The organism is Methylobacillus draconifructus (genome assembly GCF_045984355.1).
Lineage (GTDB): Bacteria > Pseudomonadota > Gammaproteobacteria > Burkholderiales > Methylophilaceae > Methylobacillus > Methylobacillus flagellatus_A.
The window spans coordinates 162,115-181,197 of sequence record NZ_JBJQII010000004.1; the positions used below are offsets into that span (position 1 = coordinate 162,115).

The 19,083-nt window shown below is 58.8% G+C and carries 16 protein-coding genes; 6 read left to right on the top strand and 10 right to left on the bottom strand.

All coding sequences use genetic code 11. The annotated features are described in order from the left end of the window. Positions 1–68: 68 nt before the first annotated feature. From ACJSDX_RS09650 to ACJSDX_RS09660, 3 genes are read right to left on the bottom strand one after another with little or no spacing between them, the layout of a single operon-like run. The gene (locus tag ACJSDX_RS09650) at positions 69–1,142 is read right to left on the bottom strand and encodes an NAD(P)-dependent alcohol dehydrogenase (protein ID WP_309564122.1); all 1,074 of its coding nucleotides are present in this window, start codon (positions 1,140–1,142) and stop codon (positions 69–71) included. Between the two features lie 57 nt (positions 1,143–1,199). Further along, positions 1,200–2,177: a PDDEXK family nuclease gene (locus tag ACJSDX_RS09655; protein ID WP_407994524.1), complete on the bottom strand. Its 978-nt coding sequence runs from the start codon at positions 2,175–2,177 to the stop codon at positions 1,200–1,202. An 11-nt stretch (positions 2,178–2,188) separates the two neighbouring features. Beyond that, positions 2,189–2,812, bottom strand: a complete 624-nt coding sequence (locus ACJSDX_RS09660; RefSeq protein ID WP_407994525.1) for a DnaA regulatory inactivator Hda — start codon at positions 2,810–2,812, stop codon at positions 2,189–2,191. A gap of 147 nt (positions 2,813–2,959) precedes the next feature. On the opposite strand from ACJSDX_RS09660, the gene purM reads away from it, so the two are divergent. The 6 genes from purM to azu all read left to right on the top strand — a co-directional run bounded on the left by purM (position 2,960) and on the right by azu (position 9,156). After that, entirely contained in the window at positions 2,960–4,000 is a 1,041-nt protein-coding gene (gene purM, locus ACJSDX_RS09665; protein WP_309564125.1) for a phosphoribosylformylglycinamidine cyclo-ligase, read from the top strand. A 119-nt stretch (positions 4,001–4,119) separates the two neighbouring features. Next, entirely contained in the window at positions 4,120–4,815 is a 696-nt protein-coding gene (locus ACJSDX_RS09670) for a DUF3108 domain-containing protein (RefSeq protein ID WP_407994526.1), read from the top strand. Then, entirely contained in the window at positions 4,805–5,920 is a 1,116-nt protein-coding gene (locus ACJSDX_RS09675) for a DUF3108 domain-containing protein (RefSeq protein WP_407994527.1), read from the top strand. Before ACJSDX_RS09670 ends, ACJSDX_RS09675 begins: the two co-directional genes overlap by 11 nt. A 4-nt stretch (positions 5,921–5,924) precedes the next feature. Then, positions 5,925–7,175, top strand: a complete 1,251-nt coding sequence (locus ACJSDX_RS09680) for an RsmB/NOP family class I SAM-dependent RNA methyltransferase (RefSeq protein ID WP_407994528.1) — start codon at positions 5,925–5,927, stop codon at positions 7,173–7,175. A 9-nt stretch (positions 7,176–7,184) separates the two neighbouring features. Continuing rightward, a complete protein-coding gene (locus ACJSDX_RS09685) occupies positions 7,185–8,444 on the top strand; it encodes a dicarboxylate/amino acid:cation symporter (RefSeq protein WP_407994529.1) in 1,260 nt (419 codons plus the stop codon). Between the two features lie 262 nt (positions 8,445–8,706). Further along, positions 8,707–9,156: an azurin gene (azu, locus tag ACJSDX_RS09690; RefSeq protein WP_309564130.1), complete on the top strand. Its 450-nt coding sequence runs from the start codon at positions 8,707–8,709 to the stop codon at positions 9,154–9,156. Positions 9,157–9,302: 146 nt separating this feature from the next. Here azu and ACJSDX_RS09695 read toward each other — a convergent pair whose 3' ends face one another. The 7 genes from ACJSDX_RS09695 to ACJSDX_RS09725 form a co-directional block, all read right to left on the bottom strand. Continuing rightward, the gene (locus tag ACJSDX_RS09695; RefSeq protein WP_407994530.1) at positions 9,303–10,709 is read right to left on the bottom strand and encodes a putative porin; all 1,407 of its coding nucleotides are present in this window, start codon (positions 10,707–10,709) and stop codon (positions 9,303–9,305) included. A gap of 233 nt (positions 10,710–10,942) precedes the next feature. Continuing rightward, positions 10,943–14,017: an efflux RND transporter permease subunit gene (locus tag ACJSDX_RS09700; RefSeq protein WP_407994531.1), complete on the bottom strand. Its 3,075-nt coding sequence runs from the start codon at positions 14,015–14,017 to the stop codon at positions 10,943–10,945. Beyond that, the gene (locus tag ACJSDX_RS09705) at positions 14,014–15,105 is read right to left on the bottom strand and encodes an efflux RND transporter periplasmic adaptor subunit (protein WP_309564133.1); all 1,092 of its coding nucleotides are present in this window, start codon (positions 15,103–15,105) and stop codon (positions 14,014–14,016) included. Before ACJSDX_RS09705 ends, ACJSDX_RS09700 begins: the two co-directional genes overlap by 4 nt. Positions 15,106–15,209: 104 nt before the next feature. Beyond that, a complete protein-coding gene (gene ampD, locus ACJSDX_RS09710; RefSeq protein WP_407994532.1) occupies positions 15,210–15,794 on the bottom strand; it encodes a 1,6-anhydro-N-acetylmuramyl-L-alanine amidase AmpD in 585 nt (194 codons plus the stop codon). Positions 15,795–15,800: 6 nt separating this feature from the next. Then, positions 15,801–17,162: a sigma-54-dependent transcriptional regulator gene (locus ACJSDX_RS09715; RefSeq protein ID WP_407994533.1), complete on the bottom strand. Its 1,362-nt coding sequence runs from the start codon at positions 17,160–17,162 to the stop codon at positions 15,801–15,803. Next, positions 17,159–18,760, bottom strand: a complete 1,602-nt coding sequence (locus tag ACJSDX_RS09720; RefSeq protein WP_407994534.1) for a sensor histidine kinase — start codon at positions 18,758–18,760, stop codon at positions 17,159–17,161. Before ACJSDX_RS09720 ends, ACJSDX_RS09715 begins: the two co-directional genes overlap by 4 nt. Then, the gene (locus ACJSDX_RS09725; protein WP_407994535.1) at positions 18,757–18,975 is read right to left on the bottom strand and encodes a PP0621 family protein; all 219 of its coding nucleotides are present in this window, start codon (positions 18,973–18,975) and stop codon (positions 18,757–18,759) included. The genes ACJSDX_RS09720 and ACJSDX_RS09725 overlap by 4 nt, the downstream gene beginning before the upstream one ends. Between the last annotated feature and the right edge of the window lie 108 nt (positions 18,976–19,083).

Below are 19,083 nucleotides of genomic sequence, written 5' to 3' on the forward strand. Positions count from 1 at the left end.
AGAACTGAGAGATTAGTGTGCTATCCGTCAATATTTGCAACGCCGCAAGTTATTAGCGGGACGGCGCACTAGGGCGTGATCGCCACCTTCATCACGCCGTCACGCTGGTTGGCAAACAGGTCATAAGCGTCCTCGATTTCGCTGAGCTTGAAGCGATGGGTCACCAGCTTGCTCAAGTCCGCGCGGCCGGATCCGACCGCATCCATCAGCCTACGCATGCGCTCCTTGCCGCCAGGGCAGAGGGTGGACACGATCGTGAAGTCACCAAGGCCGGCGCCGAACGCGTCCAGCGGCAGCTTGAGGTCGGAGGAATAGACCCCCAGGCTGGACAAGGTGCCGCCCGGACGCAACACGCGCAGGCAGGATTCGAACGTCTGTTGCACGCCCAGCGCCTCGATCGCGACGTCCACGCCGCGTCCCTCAGTCAGCTTGAGGATTTCCTGCACCGGGTCGTGGGTCTTGAAGTTGACGACATGGTCCGCGCCCAGCGCGCGGGCGATGTTGAGGCGTTCGGGAATTGAATCCACGCCGATGATCTTGGTGGCGCCCAGCAGTTTGGCGCCTGCGACGGCGGAGAGGCCTATCGGGCCCAGCGCGAACACGACCACCGTATCGCCAATCTTGATATTGCCGCGCTCCGCGCCAGAAAAGCCGGTCGACATGATGTCGGGGCACATCAGGACTTGCTCGTCGCTGAGATGGTCGGGAATCGGGCTCAGGTTGGCCATGGCGTCCGGCACGCGCAGATATTCCGCCTGGCTGCCGTCTATGGTGTTGCCGAATTTCCATCCGCCCGCCACTTTGAAGCCGTGCGGGCTGTCCGGACCATCCTGTGCGCCGATGCCGCACAGGCAGGCATTGGAGTAGCCGCTGGGCGTGATCGCGCCTGCGATGACGCGCTGGCCCGCCTTGAAGCCGTGTACTTCCGAGCCCAGCTTTTCAATGATGCCGACAGGCTCGTGGCCGACGGTCAGGCCTGCCGCAACCGGGTATTCGCCCTTGAGGATGTGCACGTCCGTGCCGCAGATGGTCGTGGTGGTGATGCGGATCAAGGCGTCCAGCGGGCCGATTTCAGGGACGGGCTTGTCGCGTAATTCTATTTTGCCGGGGGAGACGAAAACAGCAGCTTTCATGGTCGCCATGGTAATACTCCTTTTCCAATAAGGGTTATTGCTATGGTAGCAAACTTCCAGCCCGTCTTATAGCCGCATCAAGTGGGTCAGCAGGTTCTTCTGGTTGGTGAATGTGATGTCGTACATGCTGGTGAGGCCTTGCGCATGCTCGTCCGGCAGGTCGGCGATACAGAGCAGGAACTGCGATTTCTGCAGTCCCAGGCTCTTCTTGAGCAGGCGGTATTTCTCGATATAGGGCTTGTAGTCCCCGGTCTTGCATTCGATGCAGATCGGCGTTTTCTGTTCCAGCAGCAAAAATACGTCCAGTTCGTGCACATCGGCATTGGGCAGGGCGATCTTGGCGTTGCGCGCGCAGGAGAACGGCACGTCGCGCTTGTCGGCAAACTCCAGCGCCTGCATCAGGGCATACCATTCCAGCCAGATGCCGTTGAAGAATTGGCGGATGACGGGGGACGGTTGCAGGATCAGGCGCAGGCTTTTCTCGCTTTTCTGCTGTACCAGGCGGCTGAGGAAGGAATAGTCATGCAGCTGCTTGCAAAAACGCGTGATGCGGCTGATCTCGTCGGGCTTGCGGTTTTCCAGCTTGATGGTGGTGCCGTTGTAGTTTTCCTTGTAGGCACGGCATATCTGCGCAATCAGGGGACGCAAGGTGGCGTAGTCCTCGGCAATGGCGTTGGCGACCTCATCAAAGAAGCCGGTGGTGTCCACGGCCTTGGGGTTGATGTCGACCGAGATTTTCTTGCGCTCGAACCATGCCAGGATGGGTTGCGACTGGCTGGGGCTGGACAACATTTCCGTGTTGGAGAAGTCATGGGGCGTTTGTGCGCCAGCCTCTGTCGCATCAGTCTCTGCGGTTTGCCCGTCCTGCAACCGTTTTACGGTTTGGTGCAGGGCGAAATATTTGTCCAGGAGCTTGCCGACGAAAAAGGCTGTATCCCATACCTTGTTGCGGTGCTGGCACTTGGGGCAGGCCGCATCATGTCCGACCAGGCTGGCGTCGAGCTCTTCGATAAAGTTGCAACGACTGCAGCGGAAGATGGCCATGAGGAGATTTCCTATTGGGTGGTGGAGACTTGCAGCAATTGCTTCAGCAGGGGCAGGGTCACGGCCCGCTTGTCGGTGAGCGACCACTCGTCCAGGGCGTCGATGGTCGCGATCAGGCTGGGCATGTCGCGGCGCAGGTGGCGCAGGCAGTAGTCCAGCACTTCGTCGGGCAGCTTCATGCCGCGCGCTTCGGCGTGGTTCTTCAATGCCTGGGTTTTTTCCTCGTCGCTGAGGGGGTGCAACTGGTAGCTCAGCCCCCAGGCCAGCCGGGTGGCAAGGTCGTCGCGCAACCCCATCTGCCCCGGTGCCGCAATCCCGCTCACCACCAGCCTGCCGCCGGACTCGCGCAACTGGTTGTAGAGGTCGAACAAGGCCACCTGGTCGTCATCGGAGAGCACATGCACGTCGTCGACGCAGATCATGTCGAGGCCGGAGGCGCTGGCGAGCGCGTTGCAGGCCTGGATCAAGTGGGTTTTGCCGCAGCCGGTTTCCCCCCAGAGGTAGATGAAGCGCGCATCATCGTTTTCAAGCACCGTGCGCCTTAACTGGAACAGCGCCTCGGCATTGCGGCCAGTCACGAAGTTGTCCAGGCTGGGCGCTGCGGGCGGCTGGATATCGAGCAGTAGTTGTTTCAATATGGATTCACTTACGAACTAATGTTGGCAGGGCGGCATTGCCGCATCATGTTTCTGCCGAGGTCTTTATTATCGTTTGCGCACTATTATCAGGTAAAATTACGCGTTGATTATCTAAATTTATCCTGTGGAAAGCGAGAACTCAACTTGAATTCTGAAAAAACCTCGATTAGCTATCGCGATGCCGGTGTGGACATTGAGGCCGGGGACGCCCTGGTTGAGAGAATCAAGCCATTCGCAAAACGTACCATGCGTCCCGAAGTGCTCGGTGGCATCGGCGGTTTCGGCTCCCTGTTCGAAGTGCCTAAGAAATTCAAGAATCCGGTATTGGTGTCAGGCACCGACGGCGTCGGCACCAAGCTCAAGCTGGCTTTCCAGCTCAACAAGCACGATACGGTAGGGATAGACCTGGTCGCCATGAGCGTCAACGACATCCTGGTGCAGGGTGCCGAGCCCTTGTTCTTCCTCGACTATTTCGCCTGCGGCAAGCTGGATGTCGATACGGCGGCGCAAGTGGTGCAAGGCATTGCCGCGGGTTGCGAGCAATCCGGCTGTGCGTTGGTCGGCGGCGAGACAGCGGAAATGCCCGGCATGTACCCGGCTGGCGAGTATGACCTTGCGGGGTTCGTCGTCGGGGCGGCAGACAAGGATGCTCTGATCGACGGCTCCACTATCGCCGAGGGGGACGTGGTGCTAGGACTGGCGTCCAACGGTGCGCACTCCAACGGCTACTCGCTGGTGCGCAAGCTGCTCGATCTTTCCGGCGTCGATCTGGATAGCGATTTCTACGGCCGTCCGTTCCGCGACGTGGTCATGGCGCCCACGCGCATCTATGTGAAGCCTATCCTTAAGCTGCTGCAGGCAATCAAGGTCAAGGGCATGGCGCATATCACCGGCGGCGGCATTACCGAGAACGTACCGCGCGTATTGCCCGAAGGGCTGACCGCCGAGGTGCGCCAGGGCAGCTGGGAGATTCCCCCGCTGTTTTCCTGGTTGCAGGAGCAAGGCAATGTCACGGACCAGGAAATGTACCGGACGTTCAACTGCGGCATCGGCATGGTGGTGATCGTATCGGCGCAGGATGCCGCAGCCGCCAAGGCGCTGTTGTCGGCCGAGGGCGAGCAGGTGTGGGAGATCGGGCGCATCCGTGCGCAGGCACCGGGCGAAGCGCCGACTGTGGTCGTGTAAAGAACTAAAGCAATATTCTGTTGCCAACAGAATGTTTGCCTGCACTTGAACGATCCTTCAGGTCGAAGTGCTGATCCAGGGCGATGCAATGCATCGCCCTTCATGTTCCAGGAGGCCTTATGTCCATATCCCGCATCCTTACCCTGAGCCTGTTGCTGCTTTGCGTGAGCAACCTGGCGGTGGCCGCGCCCAAACAGGTGAAGCTCACCTATGAAGCCACGCGCAACGGCCAGCCGTTTGCGACGGTGAGCGAAACCTACCGCCAGGAAGGCAGCCGCTACCGTATCGAAAGCGTGACCAAGGGCATAGGCGTCTATGCACTGTTCGGCGAGCGCAGGTTGACCAGCGAGGGCGAAGTGACGGCGCAAGGATTGAAGCCCGAGCATTTCGAGCTGCATCAGGGCGATAACGAAAAGCGCTCCTTGTATACCGATTTCGATTGGGCGGGCAACCAGCTCAAGATGAAGGTCAAGGGCAAGCTCAATACCGTGCCCCTCGAAGCAGGGGCGCAGGATATCAGCAGCTTTATCTACCAGTTCATGTTCGCGCCTCCCTCCGGCAGCGAGGTTAAGCTGCCCGTGACGACAGGCAAGAAGCTGCGCACCTACCATTACCATATCGACGCCAAGGATGAATCGCTGGAGGTCGGCGCGGGCAAATTCAAGGTCATGCACTTGAGCGAAGCGGTATCTGACGAAGACGGCAAGGAGTTGTGGCTCGCGGTTGAGCAGCATTACTTGCCCGTGAAGCTCATGATGGTGGACGATAAAGGCAGCAAAATAGAGCAGGTGCTTACGGGCATTGATGTGGAGTAGCGTTTTCAGCAACACTTTCATCAAGCGCCTGCCTGCCGGGTTGGCGCTGGCATTGCTGCTTTCACTGCTTTTCCACTTAATGATCCTGAGAAGCGAATACTGGCAGCTTCCCAGCCTGGATTTTGCCAAGCCGGATAACGCCGAATCAACCAACCAGGTACAGCAGGTGCACCTGCAAGCCGCCCCGGTTGCCGAGTTGCCGCCAACGCCCAAGCCCCAGGCAAGGCGTGAGAGAAAAAAGGCTCAACCTGAACCGGCGGCACCGGCAGCGAGCGCTGAAGAGCCGGTATCGTCGCAGGAGCCGCCGGCTGAGCTGCCAGCGGTCGGCATGGCAGAGGAAGGCGCTCGGGAGGATGGCGCTGCGATAGATGCGGCCGGGCCTGAGGCATTGGAGCCGCCGGTTGAAGAGGCCGGCATGGCCGATGCAGTGGAGGCGGAGGCGCACGAATTGCCAGCGTTCACCTATGTGGATACCGAGTTCGTCGTGTTGCGCGGCGAGAATGGCAACAAGATCGGCGCGACCAAGGTCAGCTACCGCATGCACGAGGACGGGCGCTATGAGCTGACCAGCACGACCGAAGCCAAGGGCCTGGCAGCCTTGGTGGTGTCGGGCAAACTGCTGCAGCGGAGCGAGGGCCGGGTCACTGCGGACGGCCTGCAACCGGACTATTTCTCTTACCAGTATGGCAAGGGGGACAACAAGAAACAGCAGTCGCGGTTTGATTGGGAGCAACGCAAAGTCACCCTGGAAACGGTCAAAGGCGTAAAAACCGTTGATCTGCCGGAAGGGTCGCAGGACCTGCTCAGCTTTATGTACCAGTTCATTTTCCTGCCGCCGCTGGAGCAGATGACGCTGCATATCAGCAACGGCAAGAAGCTCAGCGAGTACAGTTACGGTTTCGAGGGCGAGGAAACCCTGGAAACCGAGTTTGGCGCGGTGCGTGCCTGGCATATTGCCAGGACCGGAGAGGATGGCAGCGAAAAGACCGAATTGTGGTTGGCGGTGGATTATCACTACTTGCCGGTTAAAATGCGCAAGACGGAAGAGGATGGCAGCGTGATCGAACAGCTTGCCACCCGGATATCGACAGATTTATTGAAGTGAGTGTATGAACCAGAACATATTGAGGCTTGCCGCCATCGCCCTGGCGGATGTATTGGGCAACCCCGGCCCGGCGGACGCCAAGCTGGGCAAGTTTTTCCGCGATCACCGCGAGCTTGGCAACAAGGAGCGCGCCTGGATTGCCGAGGCGGTCTACGGCGTCCTGCGCCGCAGGTCGTTTCTGGCCTATCTGGCCGGCAATGAAGACCCGCGCCGCCTGCTGGTGGCGTGGCTGGTGCGCGTGCAGGGCAACAGCCTGCGCGAACTGGACGAGCTGCTGAACCAGCAGCAGAAGGAATGGGCGCACGAGATCAAGGCCAAGTCGACGGAGGGCCTGAGCCCTGCGATCCAGGCCGATTTGCCCGAATGGCTGTGGCAGCGGCTGGAGTCGCAATATGGCGCGGAAGAGGCATTGGCGATCGCGCGCAGCATGCACAAGTCCGCCAGCCTCGATTTGCGCGTCAACCTGGTCAAGAGCAATCGTGATGAAGTACTGGCACGATTCAACAGCGAAAAGGCCGGTGCGGAACCTACGCCATTTTCCCCGACCGGCATCCGCCTGCCGCAGCGTATGTCCATCAACCGCCATCCGTTCTTCACCGACGGCAAGATCGAGGTGCAGGACGAAGGCAGCCAGCTCCTGGCTTTGCTGGTGGCGCCGCGCCGCGGCGAGATGATCGCGGACTTCTGTGCCGGCGCCGGCGGCAAGTCCCTGGCGCTGGGCGCATTGATGCGCAATACCGGCAGGCTGTACGCTTTCGACGTATCGGAAAAGCGCTTGCACAACCTTGGCCAGCGCCTCAAGCGCTCCGGCCTGTCCAACCTGCACAGCCAGCTCATCAGCAGCGAGAGCGACCCCAAGCTCAAGCGCCTCAACGGCAAGTTTAACCGCGTGCTGGTGGATGCGCCGTGCAGCGGGCTGGGCACCTTGCGCCGCAACCCCGACCTCAAATGGAAGCAGACCCCCAACGACGTCACGGAACTGACCGCGAAGCAAACGGCGATCCTGGCCAGAGCGGCCAAGCTCGTGAAGGCGGGAGGCAGGCTGATTTATGCCACCTGCAGCCTGCTGGCGGAAGAAAACGAGCAGGTAGCGGAAGCGTTCCTGGCCGCGCATCCGCAGTTTACATTGGTCAATGCGGCAGAAATCCTTGCGCAGCAACAGGTTGAACTGGATACTGGGGCCTATCTGAAATTGCTGCCGCACCAACATGAGACCGACGGTTTCTTTGCTGCGGTGTTCGAACTCACTGCTTAAGGAGCCAGCATGAAGTTACCCAGCCTCAACACGCAGATATTGCTAGGCGCAGTATTGGGCGTAGGGTTGGGATTATTGCTGGGCAGCCTGGACCCGGGCTCGACGGCACAGGAAGCCGGGTTGTATGCCAGCACCATGGCCGGCGGCGTTTTCATCGGGCTGCTCAAGATGGTGCTGGTGCCCTTGCTGTTCACCTCGATTGTCGTGGGCGTCGCCAGCCTGCAGGCGCATCAGCAGATGCACCGCGTGTGGATTTCCACCCTCGTGTTCTTCAGCATATCCATGGCGATTGCCGTGCTGCTGGGGTTGGTGGCGACCAATATCTTCAAGCCTGGCGCTGGCATGCACCTCGGCATGTTTGCCGATACCATGCAGAATTTCCACAGCGAAAAGCTGACGGTGGGCGAATTTTTCAGCAAATTCCTGCTCGGCCTGTTCCAGAACCCGTTTGCGGCGCTGGCCCAGAGCAATGTGCTCGCGGTGGTGATTTTTGCCCTGATCGTCGGCATTGCCATCGTAATCGGCGGCGAGTGCTACCGTAATTTCCTCAATATCATGCAGGAAGCCTTCGACCTCGTGATGATGGTGGTCGGCTGGGTGATGCGCCTGGCGCCCATCGGCATCATGGCGTTGCTCACCAAGTTGGTGGCAACGCAGGATGCCAGCCTGTTCGCGAGCATGGGCGAGTTCATGCTGCTGGTCGTCGGCATTACCCTGGTGCACGGCGTGATCATCCTGCCCGGCATCCTGTATCTGGTGACGCGGGTGACGCCATGGACCTTCTGGAAAGGCGCGCGGGATGCCCTGGTGACGGCGTTTGCCACCAGCTCGAGCTCCGCCACCATGCCGGTGACGATACGCTGCACCGAGCAGCAGCTGGGGGTGAAGCGCGACATCGCCGGCTTTGTGGTGCCGTTGGGGGCCACCATCAATATGGACGGCACGGCATTGTACGAGGCATCGGCTGCCTTGTTCATCGCCAACCTGGCCGGGGTTGAACTTAATCTGGTCCAGCAGCTCATAGTGTTTTTCATGGCGATGCTGGCGTCGCTTGGCGCTCCGGGCATTCCAAGCGCGGGGATGGTGACCATGGTCATGGTGCTGCAATCGGTCGGCCTGCCGGCGGAAGCGATCGCGATCCTGCTACCGATAGACCGCTTGCTGGACACCATACGCACCACCGTCAATGTCGAGGGCGACATGGTGGGCAGCTTGATTGTGCAGGAAATTGTCTCAACTTCTGACCATAAGCCTGTTGCAGGTGGATGATTTTGTATAGAATTGCCCGCGCTGTCATCCAAATCGGAACTGAGACGTTATATAAAACATGTCACTGATACTGGAAAAAGTGGCCGATTTAATTGATAATGTTTCTCAATTGAAAATAATGGGGAAACAGGCAACATGCTCTGATGCAGCAACATCATAATGAGCATAATAAAAAGCCAAAAGCTGTAGGTTGTTGAGTAGTAACAAAAGAGAAGTTCTATAACACAAGCCGTATGGCTTATTTTAGATGAGGAAAGTAACTATGAAATCCAGCAAAATCGTCGCTCTGTTGTTCGCTTCACTGTTCTCTGGTTCCGTACTGGCAGCTGGCTGCTCGGTGGATGTCGAAGCTAACGACGCTATGCAATTCAACACCAAGAACATCGATATCGAAAAGAGCTGTAAAGACTTCACCATCAACCTGAAGCACACTGGCTCCCTGCCTAAGAACGTCATGGGCCACAACCTGGTGATCACCAAGACTGCCGACTTCAAGGGCGTGATGAACGATGGCGTTGGTGCTGGCGAAGCTGGTAACTTCGTCAAGGCTGGCGATGCTCGCGTGATTGCCCATACCAAGCTGGTTGGCGGCGGCGAGAAGGACAGCGTCAAGGTTGACGTCAGTAAGCTGACTGCAGGCGAAAAGTACACATTCTTCTGCTCCTTCCCTGGCCATGCCACCATGATGCGCGGTACTGTTACTGTTAAGTAACTCTCTATCCGGCAATAATCGGCAGATTATCGGCTAATAAAAAAGGCAGCTGAAAAGCTGCCTTTTTTGTTGCCGAAAGCGGGCGGACATCAGCGGACGTGAAAAGCAACCGGTGGACTGCTTCGGTCTGTGATCGCAATCTGGAATTAGAATTTATAGGTAATGTCCATCTGGTACAAATTGAAATGATCCACGTTGAGCGCTATGTCGCCTGCCGAGGTGACAGACGCCAGCTTGTCGTTCTTGCGGGTGGCATGGCCGGCAGACAGGTTCAGGACGACATTGTCGCGCAACAGGTATTCGCCCTTGAGGACGATGCCTTTCATGTTGACGCGAGAGTCCATGAAATCGGAATCCACGGTATTCGGATCCAACGCATAGATACCGACGTCCTGATACCAGAGCCTGGCGGACCAGTCGCCTTCTTTCGATTGCTTGCCGATTTGTCTGGACAGTCCGAGGCCAAGCAGCCAGGCCTTGTCGTCGTTGCCGGCCGTGCGAATGGCTGAGCCGTAGCTTGCGGAAACTGCCGAAGCCGCTGCGATTGCCGCCTGGAACCGGTCCTCGCCGTCCAAGTTGCACGCATAATCGCCGAAGGCGGCCAACCTCATGCCGTCAGCCATTTTGAAGACGAATTCTGCCGGGATTTCGATGGTGCGGATATCATTGGTTGCGTTCAGGCCGCTGCCTAAGCTGGCACCCTTGCCGGCATTCGACCCCAAACCAGGCAGGAATGTCGAGGCGCCCGCGGCATGATCGTTCGTGAACTTGCTGAAAGTGACGGCTGCCTTGGCTGAAACCGTGTCGGTGATATCAAACTTGGCGCCGCCTTGAAAGGCCAGGATGTCGTTCGTGTCCCTGTCGCTCGTGCTGGTATTGAAGTCCTGGCGGTCACCCAGATACTGGGATTGGGCAAAATTACCAAACAGGCTTACATTGCCCCATTGGTATTCGATTTTTTCAACCAATCCTTCGAAGGTCAGGTCGCCATCCCATACCATGGAAGTGGTATACAGCGGATTGGCAACGCGGCCGGCTTCAACTTTCAGCCAGTCCGTAACTTTCCACCCCAACAGGGCACGCTTGATGTAAGCCGCTTCTTTGGTATTTGACCCGTTGGAGCCGTTACCGAAAGTGGAGTTGTCGGAGCGGCCATTGGCGCCCATGGACAATGCGATATCGGAATAAAAATCGCCCGCGCTGGTTTTAAGGCCCAGCACCAGTTTATAGCGGCCCCGTTCACGATCTTCAGTATTGTGGGCAGTGTCCTCACCATCGCGGAATTCATAGCGGGCACGGATATCGCCGTAGAAAGCGGCATTATCGACGGCATCGGAAATCGTGATCTTTCCTCCCGGCTTGCCGGCTTTTTCCATTGCCTTGTCCTCGCTGGCTTTTTCACCTTCGCGACCTTTGCTGAGTAGCTTGCCTTCTTCTTCGGTCAACACGCCTTTGGCGACCAGCGCGTTGACGAGGTCGATCGTGGAGTCTGCCATGGCAGTCAGGCTGGTGGTCATTATTGCCGCGATGGGCAACATACGAAATAGTTTCATGCTTTCCTCTTTGCTTGGGGTTGATATGGCGGAGCAATGAGGCGGCATTATTGGTACCGAATATGACAATTCAGTGTCACAAGGCAGGGAAAAGACTAGAAAAGAGCTATTTTTACAATGACTTACAATAACGAAAAATTCATCATAGAGAATTTTCCGTTGCTAACTGTCTGTCTACGGACAATAAAAAAGCGACAGCATATGCTGTCGCTTTGGCTGGTGATGATGGGGTGTTAGCGGCGATGGGACATCTTGTTCATGATCAGTGAGTAAGCTGCCGGTACCACCACCAACGTCAGCAGTGTGGAGGAGATCATGCCGCCGATCACGGCGATGGAAAGCGGGCCGTTGGTCTCCGCTCCCGCACCGAGCCCAAAGGCGGCAGGCAGCAGGGCCAGGATGATGGTCAGCGAGGTCATGAGCACCGGGCGCAGCCGGATGGGGCAAGCCTCGCGCAATGCGTTGTCCACCGATTTTCCTTCTTCATGCAGCTGGTTGGTGAGGTCGATGAGCAGGATGGAGTTCTTCGCCACCAGTCCGATCAGCAATACCAGCCCGATCATCGAGAAGATATTGAGCGAGTTGTTAGTGACCCATAATGCAAACACGCCCCCGATAATCGCCAGTGGCTGCGCCAGCATGATGATCAACGGCTGCAGGAACGAGTTGAACTGGCTCGCGAGCACCATGTAGAGCAGCACCAGCGCCAGGCCAAACGCGAATATCATGCTGCTCACGGTTTTCTGCAGTTCTTCCGCCTGGCCCACCAGGTTGAATTGGTATCCGGGCGGCAGCGTTTCCGCCGCCAGCCTGCGCACATGCTCGACAGCGTCGCCCAACGGCATGATGGGGTTGGAGTAGAGGCTGGCCGCATATTGCAGATCGAAGCGCCCGATCACGGCCGCGCCCAATGTCTGCTTGAAGCTCGCCACGCTGTCCAGGCGCACGAGCTCGCCCGTGCCGCTGCGCAGGTAGATCTTCTTCAGGTCGTCAGGGGTTTGCAGGCTGCCTTCCTTGGCCTTCAAGCGGATTTCGTAACGCTGGCCGTCGCCGGGCTCGTCATTGAAGTCGGCGATGTCGATGCCGCCAGTGTACAGATTGAGCGCCGTGGCCACGTCGACAGCGGAAAGCCCGAGGCTGGCAGCGCGTATCCGATCCACTTGCAGAGTGAGCTGGGGCAGGTCGAGGTCCAGGTCCAAGTCTACCTTGCCGATGCCTGAAATATCCCCCAATTTGCGCTGCATAGTCTTGCCAAGCTGGCTGACCTGCTCGAGGTTTGCGCCGGTGATGTTGAACTGCAGCTTCTCCGAGCGCTGCCCGCCGACGATGGCAACGGGCACGGGGAACGCGCGTACGCCCGGAATCAGGTCCAAATCGGCACGGATGGCGCGTATCAATGCCTGCTGGCTCATGTCGCGTTCCCGCCGGTCCTTTAGGCGGATGCTGACAGTGCCTTTATTCACCTGGCCCTGCGCACCTACGCCTATGGTGCCGAAATAGCTGGCGATCTGGGCGTCGTAGCGCTGCAATACCGCTTCCATTTTCTCCAGGCGGCTGTTGGTGTATTCAATGCTCGAGCCCAGGGGCGTGCGGAAGGAGATCAGGAAGCGGCCTTCGTCCGAATCCGGGATGAATTCCTTCTGCACCTTGCCAAAGAAGAACCCGCTGCCGACGACGACCAGCAGGGTCAATAGCATGACTTTCCAGCGGTGCCGCAGTGTCCATGCCAGCATGCCGGCGTAGATATGGTCCATGCGCTGGAAGAGGCGGTCCAGCCAGCCATAGAACCGCCCTTCGGGCTCGTGCGCCTTGAGGTAGCGCGAGCACAGCATGGGGGTGAGCGTGAGCGAGACCAGCAGGGAGACCAGCACGCCGAAGGTGACCACCACGGCAAACGATTTGAAAAACTTGCCGATGATGCCTTCCATGAAAATCACCGGGGCGAAAATACAGACCAGCGAGAAGGTGGCGGCAATCACGGCAAAAGCCACCTCGCGGCTGCCCGTGATGGCCGCCGCGCGGGCAATGACACCGGAATCGGCAGCTGGCTCCTGCTGCGCACGCAGGCTCAGGTGGCGGTATATGTTCTCGAGCACCACAATGGCGTCATCCACGACCACGCCGATGAGCAACAGCAAGGCCAGCAGCGTCATGGTGTTGAAGGTGAAGCCGGAGAAATACATGACCGCGACCGAGCCCAACAGCGACACCGGGATCGCCGTGGCGATGATCAGGGTGGAGCGGACGGAGCGCAGGAACAGCCAGACGATCAATGCCGCAAGCAGGGTGCCCTCGACCAGGTGCTCCTGCAAAGCGCCGACGATTTCCTCGATGAACAGCGCGTCATTGGTCGAAATGTCCAGCGTCATGCCGGGCGGCAGGCTGGGACGGATTTCCTCGTCCAGCTTGCGCAGCACTTCATCGATGATCGCCACGGTGTTGGCGTTGGAGACCTTGACGATGCCCAGGCCCACCGCGGGTTTGCCCATATAGCGCGCCAGTTGGCGGTAGTCGGCGATGCCGTCTTCCAGTTCCGCAACCTGCTTGAGCTTGATGACGGCGCCGTCGCGGTAGGCCACGATCATCTCCGCCATGTCGCGCAGGTTATGGTATTCCATGTCCAGCTTCATGAGGTATTCCGCATTGCTGCCCACCAGGAAGCCGCCGGGCAGTTGCACATGCTCGCGCTTGAACGCATCGATCAAGTCGGTGGCGGTGATGCTGTAGGCCGCCATGCGCTCGGGCAGCACGTTGACGCGGATGGTGCGGTCGCGTCGCCCGCCCAGGCGCACTTCGCCGACGCCGTTGATCGTCTCGAGCTTTTTCTTGAGGACGTTGAACCCGTATAGGTTGATTTGCTGCGTCGTACGGTCGCCGCGCAATGCCAGCCACATGATGGGCTGGGCGTTGGTTTCCACTTTCTGCACTTGCGGCGGGTCGGCATCGTCCGGCAGGCGGCGCAATACCTGGTTGACCTTGGCCTGCACCTCGTTGTAGGCCACGTCGATGTTTTTCTCGAGGCCGAAGGTAATGGTAATGACGGAAACGCCTGGCGAGGAGGAGGACTGGATATGTTCGATGCCCGGGGTTGTGTTGACCGAGGATTCGATGATGCTGGTGATGCTGGCATCGACGATGTCCGGGTTGGCCCCGGTCAAGGTGGTGGTGATCGAGATGACCGGGAATTCGATGTAGGGCAGGCGGTCTACCCCGATGCGCTGGTAGCTGATGATGCCCAGCAGCACCAGCAAGCCGGACACCATCCACGCCAGCACATGGCGCTTGATCGATATTTCCGGCAAGGTCATGGCTGGTCCTGTTGCGAATGGGCCTGGATTTGTACGCGGGTCTGGTCCGTGAGGAAGGCCGCGCCATCGACGGCGATGGTTTCACCGGCTTCGAGACCCTCGACGATCTGGATGCGGCCGTCCTGGTAGATGCCGGTCTTGACGATGCGCTGGTGTGCCACATCGTCCTTGATCACATAGACCACTTCGCCGGCCGGGCGCAGCACGATGCTCTGTTCCGGCACCACGAGCGCGGCAGGATATTCGCCGAGAATGATGTCGCCCGTGACGCTTGCGCCCGATTGCCACCCGGGTTGGTCGACAATGTCCACGAGCACATCGATTGCGCGGTTATTGCTGCCGATGACGGGTTTGAACTCGCGCAATACGCCTTCCGCCTCCTCATCGGCAGTCGGTGTCTTCAGCCTGACTTTCAGCCCGGGCTTGAGCTTGGTGCCCAGGCTTTCCGGGAACGGCAGGTGGGCGCGCAGGCGCTGGTTGCTGATGATCTGCAGGAGGGGGTCGCCAACCTTGACGTAATCGCCGGGCGATACGATTTGTTTCTCCACCTTGCCATCGATGGGGGAAAGCAGCCGGGTCTTGCTGCTGTTGTGCGTGATCGTGTCCAGGCGGGATCGCGCGCCCTCGAGCTGGCGCTTCAAGGCGATTTTCTGCGTTTCCAGCTCGTCCAGGGCGTTTTGCGAAATGAAGTTCTTCTCTACCAGTTTCTGGTTGCGCTCCACATTGCGCTGCTGGTTGAGCAGCAATGCTTCCAGCCGCGCGACCTCGCTTTCCGCCTCGCGCTGCTGCAGGTTGTAGTCCTGCGGGTCCAGCAGGGCGATGACTTCGCCCTTCTTGACCACCTGGCCGGGGCGGGCCAGTATTTTCAAGACGCGTGCAGGCACTTCCGCCGCGACGGTAGGGTCCATGATGCCTTCCAGCGTGCCGATGGATTGTTCGCGGATCTCCAGCCGGGCAGTTTCCACAGCGGTGACGCTGACCAACGGCAGAGAGGCCGGTTTTGCCGCCTCTTCATGCTTGCTGCAAGCGCTGTTCAATACGGATAACAGGGCCAGCAATGCAAAGACCCCTGAACGATAGACTGACATTTATTCTAGTTTTCCTGATTGAATGCTAAGCATATGCTGGTTGCTCTATCCAGCCAGGGCGCTGTTCAAACTGATGCAGCTCTGTTGCTTTCTGTGCTTAAAATTCAGCAGTTTATACCGGTTTGGCCCGTTGTTGCCAGATTCGGGAAGAGGTTTGCCACGGATTCCCAGTCGAAATGAGGGCCGGGGTCGGTCTTGCGGCCGGGGGCGATATCGGAGTGCCCGACGATATCTCGAATGGGATAATGAGAGGTTAATAGCCTGAGCAAGGCGTGCAGCGTCGCATATTGTGCCGCTGTGAAAGCCTCGTCATCACTGCCTTCCAATTCGATGCCGATGGAAAAGTCATTGCAGCGTTCCCGGCCCTGCCAGCTTGATTCTCCTGCGTGCCAGGCCCTTGCTTCGCAAGGTACAAACTGTTGCAGCCTGCCGTCGCGTCCGATGACGAAGTGGGCTGACACCTTCAGCTGGTGTATGCCGGCGTAATAGGGGTGCTCATCGGGGTCGAGCCGGTTGGTAAATAATTGCGCAATGCCTGGGCCGCCATATTCCCCAGGCGGCAGGCTGATATTGTGGATGACGACCAGGCAGATGTCGGCATCGGCGGGACGCGCATCGAAATTCGGCGAGGCAACGAACTCGGCTTCTGCCACCAGGCCGTGCCGGTCAATGGATAGGCTTGTTTCCATCGCGGATCAATCGCTATCCTTGCTCAGGCCGAGCTTGCTGAGGCGGTAGCGGAAGGTGCGGAAGCTGACGCCCAGCAGTTTGGCGGCAGCGGTCTTGTTGTGCTGGGTTTTTTCCAGGGCGTTGAGGATGGCCGTCTTTTCTATGTGCTCCAGGTAGTCAGGCAGCGGCAGGCCTTCATCCTCCAAGGTTGCTCCGGCAGGGGATGCGGGAGTACCGGCATCCTGGTCGAGCAACAGGTCCTCGGCCGTGATGGTGCTGCCGTCACACAAGGCCAGCGCGCGCTCCAGCACGTTCTCCAGTTCGCGCACATTGCCCGGGAAGCTGTGCCTTGCGAGCATCTGGCTGGCTTCCGGCGACAATACCGGCATGGCTCGGCCTTCCTCACGGCATTGCTTGGCAAGCAGGGCGTCGACGAGCAGCGGAATGTCTTCCTGCATCTCGCGCAACGCAGGCAGCTTGAGTTCGATCACGTTCAGGCGGTAGTAGAGATCCTGGCGGAACTCGCCGCGCTCCATGAGCACGGACAGGTTCTTATGCGTGGCGCTGATGATGCGTACATCGACGCTTTCTTCCTGGGTGCCCCCGACCATACGCACCTTTTTTTCCTGGATGGCGCGCAACAGCTTGACCTGCATGGCAAGCGGCAAGTCGGCGACTTCGTCAAGGAACAGCGTGCCGCCCTTGGCGGCATGGAACATGCCTTCCTTGTCCTGGGTCGCGCCTGTGAAAGCGCCTTTCTTATGGCCGAAAAACTCGCTTTCCATGAGGTTTTCCGGGATGGCGCCACAGTTCACGGCAATGAAAGGGCCGTCGCGGCGCGAGCCGTTCTGGTGTATCAGCCGGGCTGCCAGTTCCTTGCCGCTGCCGGACTCGCCGCTGATATAGACGGGCGCCTGACTGCGCGACAGTTTTTCTATCATGCTGCGCACCTGCTTGATAGCCGCGCTGTTGCCTATCAAGGCCAGGGTGTCGTGGGAGGCTTCCACCTGCTCTGCGGATGACAGCTTGAGCGCGGATTGCACCAAGGGGCGCAGCTGCTTGAGAGAGATGGGCTTGGTCAGGTAGTCGAAGGCCCCGGCCTTGAGCGCGGAAACGGCATTCTCCGCGCTGCCGTAGGCGGTAATCACTGCGACCGGCAGGCCGGGATAATCCTGTGCAATGTGTTTGACCAGGTCCAGCCCGCTGCCATCCGGCAGGCGCATATCGGTGAGGCAGAGGCCGTATTGCCCCTGTTCCAGCAGGTGCCGGGCCTCGGCAAGTGTGCTGGCGCTATCCGCCCGGATATCCATGCGCTCCAGGGTCAATACCAGGAGTTCGCGGATATCGGTTTCGTCATCGACGACTAGGCAGGCGGGAAACGCGCTCATGCAGGTTCAGTTTTCTCAATGTGGATAACAAACGAACAGCCTTGCTCAGCGGCGGCATGTTCAATGGTGGCGCCATTAGCTTCGCATAGTTCGCGGGCGATATAAAGCCCGAGGCCGGTGCCCGTGCTCTCTGTGGTAAAAAACGGCTCGAACAGGTGTGCCTGGGCGCTTTCGGGAATCCCCTTGCCATCGTCATGCACCTCGATCAGCCATTGCTGCGCTTCGCTGCGTAATGACAGCGTCAGGCTGCCATCATGTTGCCGGCTATGGCGCCAGCCGTTGCGGCACAGGTTCCACAATATCTGGTGCAGGTGGCGATGGTCGAAGGTGATCGTGGGCTCCCAGACATCCGTGTCCAGTACGAAGCCCTGGGAAGGAATTTTCTCCACCTGGTAGAACTGGTCGTGGAATTCGCGCAGGAAATCGGTCAGCCGGATTTCCTGCTGCTTGGTGCGGTCGCGGCGGTTCAGTTCCAGCACGTCCTTGATCATCTGCTCCATGCGCTGCACATTGTCGCTGATGATTTGCAGCATGCGCTGGCTGGCGGGATCGTGGGATTCGTCTTCCTGCAATAATTGCGTCGCATGGCTGATGGCGCTCAAGGGGTTGCGGATCTCGTGGGCGATGTTGGCGGTGAGGCGGCCTAGGGCGGCGAGCTTGAGTTGCTGCGCCTGGGTCTGCAATTGGCTCCAGTCTTGTATGAAGATGACGGTGCCCTGCGCATAACTTTCCCCCACTGGCATGAGCTTGAGGCGCAGGTCGCGCTTGCTCAGGCTGAGTTTGATCAGGCCTTGCTGCCTGCCGTGATCCTGCTGGTGCCAGCGCTGCAATAAGGTTGTCAGCTCGGGAGCGTACTCTGCCAGTGGCTGGTTGTTGCGCGCATTGGCCTGGATTCCCACCAGGAAATCGGCTTGCCGGTTGCGGTGACGCAGCGTGAGGGCTTGGTCCACCACAATGACGCCATCATCCATTTCCTGCGTGACCAGCTGGTTGACCTGGGCCAGATTTTCCAGATCGATCCCGCGCTGTGACGCCAGCTGCGCGTGCAGGTTGGCCCGCTTGCTGAAGCTATGCGCGAGCCAGGCAGTCGCAAAGCAGCTAACGCTCAGCATGGCGGCATGCGAATAGTCGCCGAAATCCTCGTTCCAGATCAGCATCTGGTAGGACTGCTCGAGCAGCAGGCCTATGCTGGCAATCGCGGCATAGAATAGCGCGAGCCGCCCTTGGCTGATCAGGCTGGCGGCGGCAATGGTAATGATGAGCAGCAGTCCCAGCCCGCTTTTGATGCCGCCGCTGGCATACATGAGCAGGATGATGAAACCGATATCCATCAGCGTTAGCAGCGAAAGCTGGACGCTGAAATTGGGTTTGCGCAGGACGTTCAGGCATAGCGCCAGGCAGCCGAAGCCCAGGTATGCCAGGGAGAAACTGAGGTAGGCGGTCGGATTGTAGTTAAGCCAGATGCGTGCGTCCTGCAGCAGGAAATACGAGGCAAGGAAGACGATGCCAAGCAGGATGCGGTAAACCCCGAACAGGGCGAGCGGCTGCCAGAAGTCCGTGGCATGGATGCCGCCAGCTTTGGCAGCTTGCCTGGTCATGGCTGATGTTGTTGGCGATGCGCGTCAGAGCAGTAGTGCAGTTCTCCGCTCTTGACGCTTTCACTCCTCGGCAGGTGCACCTGGCAGTGGGCGCATTGCACCATGTCTTCCGGGCTGTTGCGCGAAGGCGGCGGCTGGTCCACGCTGTTGCGGTAGTGCTTGAGAATGGCGTAGATCAGCCAGAATATAACGGCGAGAAGCAGCAGTTTCAGCATGGTGCCCGGTAGGTGGGTGAAGGATGGAGTGATTGTAGCGAAAAGCAGCCCGGGTAACAAAATCAAACCTGTTATACTCAATGCAGATGGCTTATCTGGCCCGCGTGC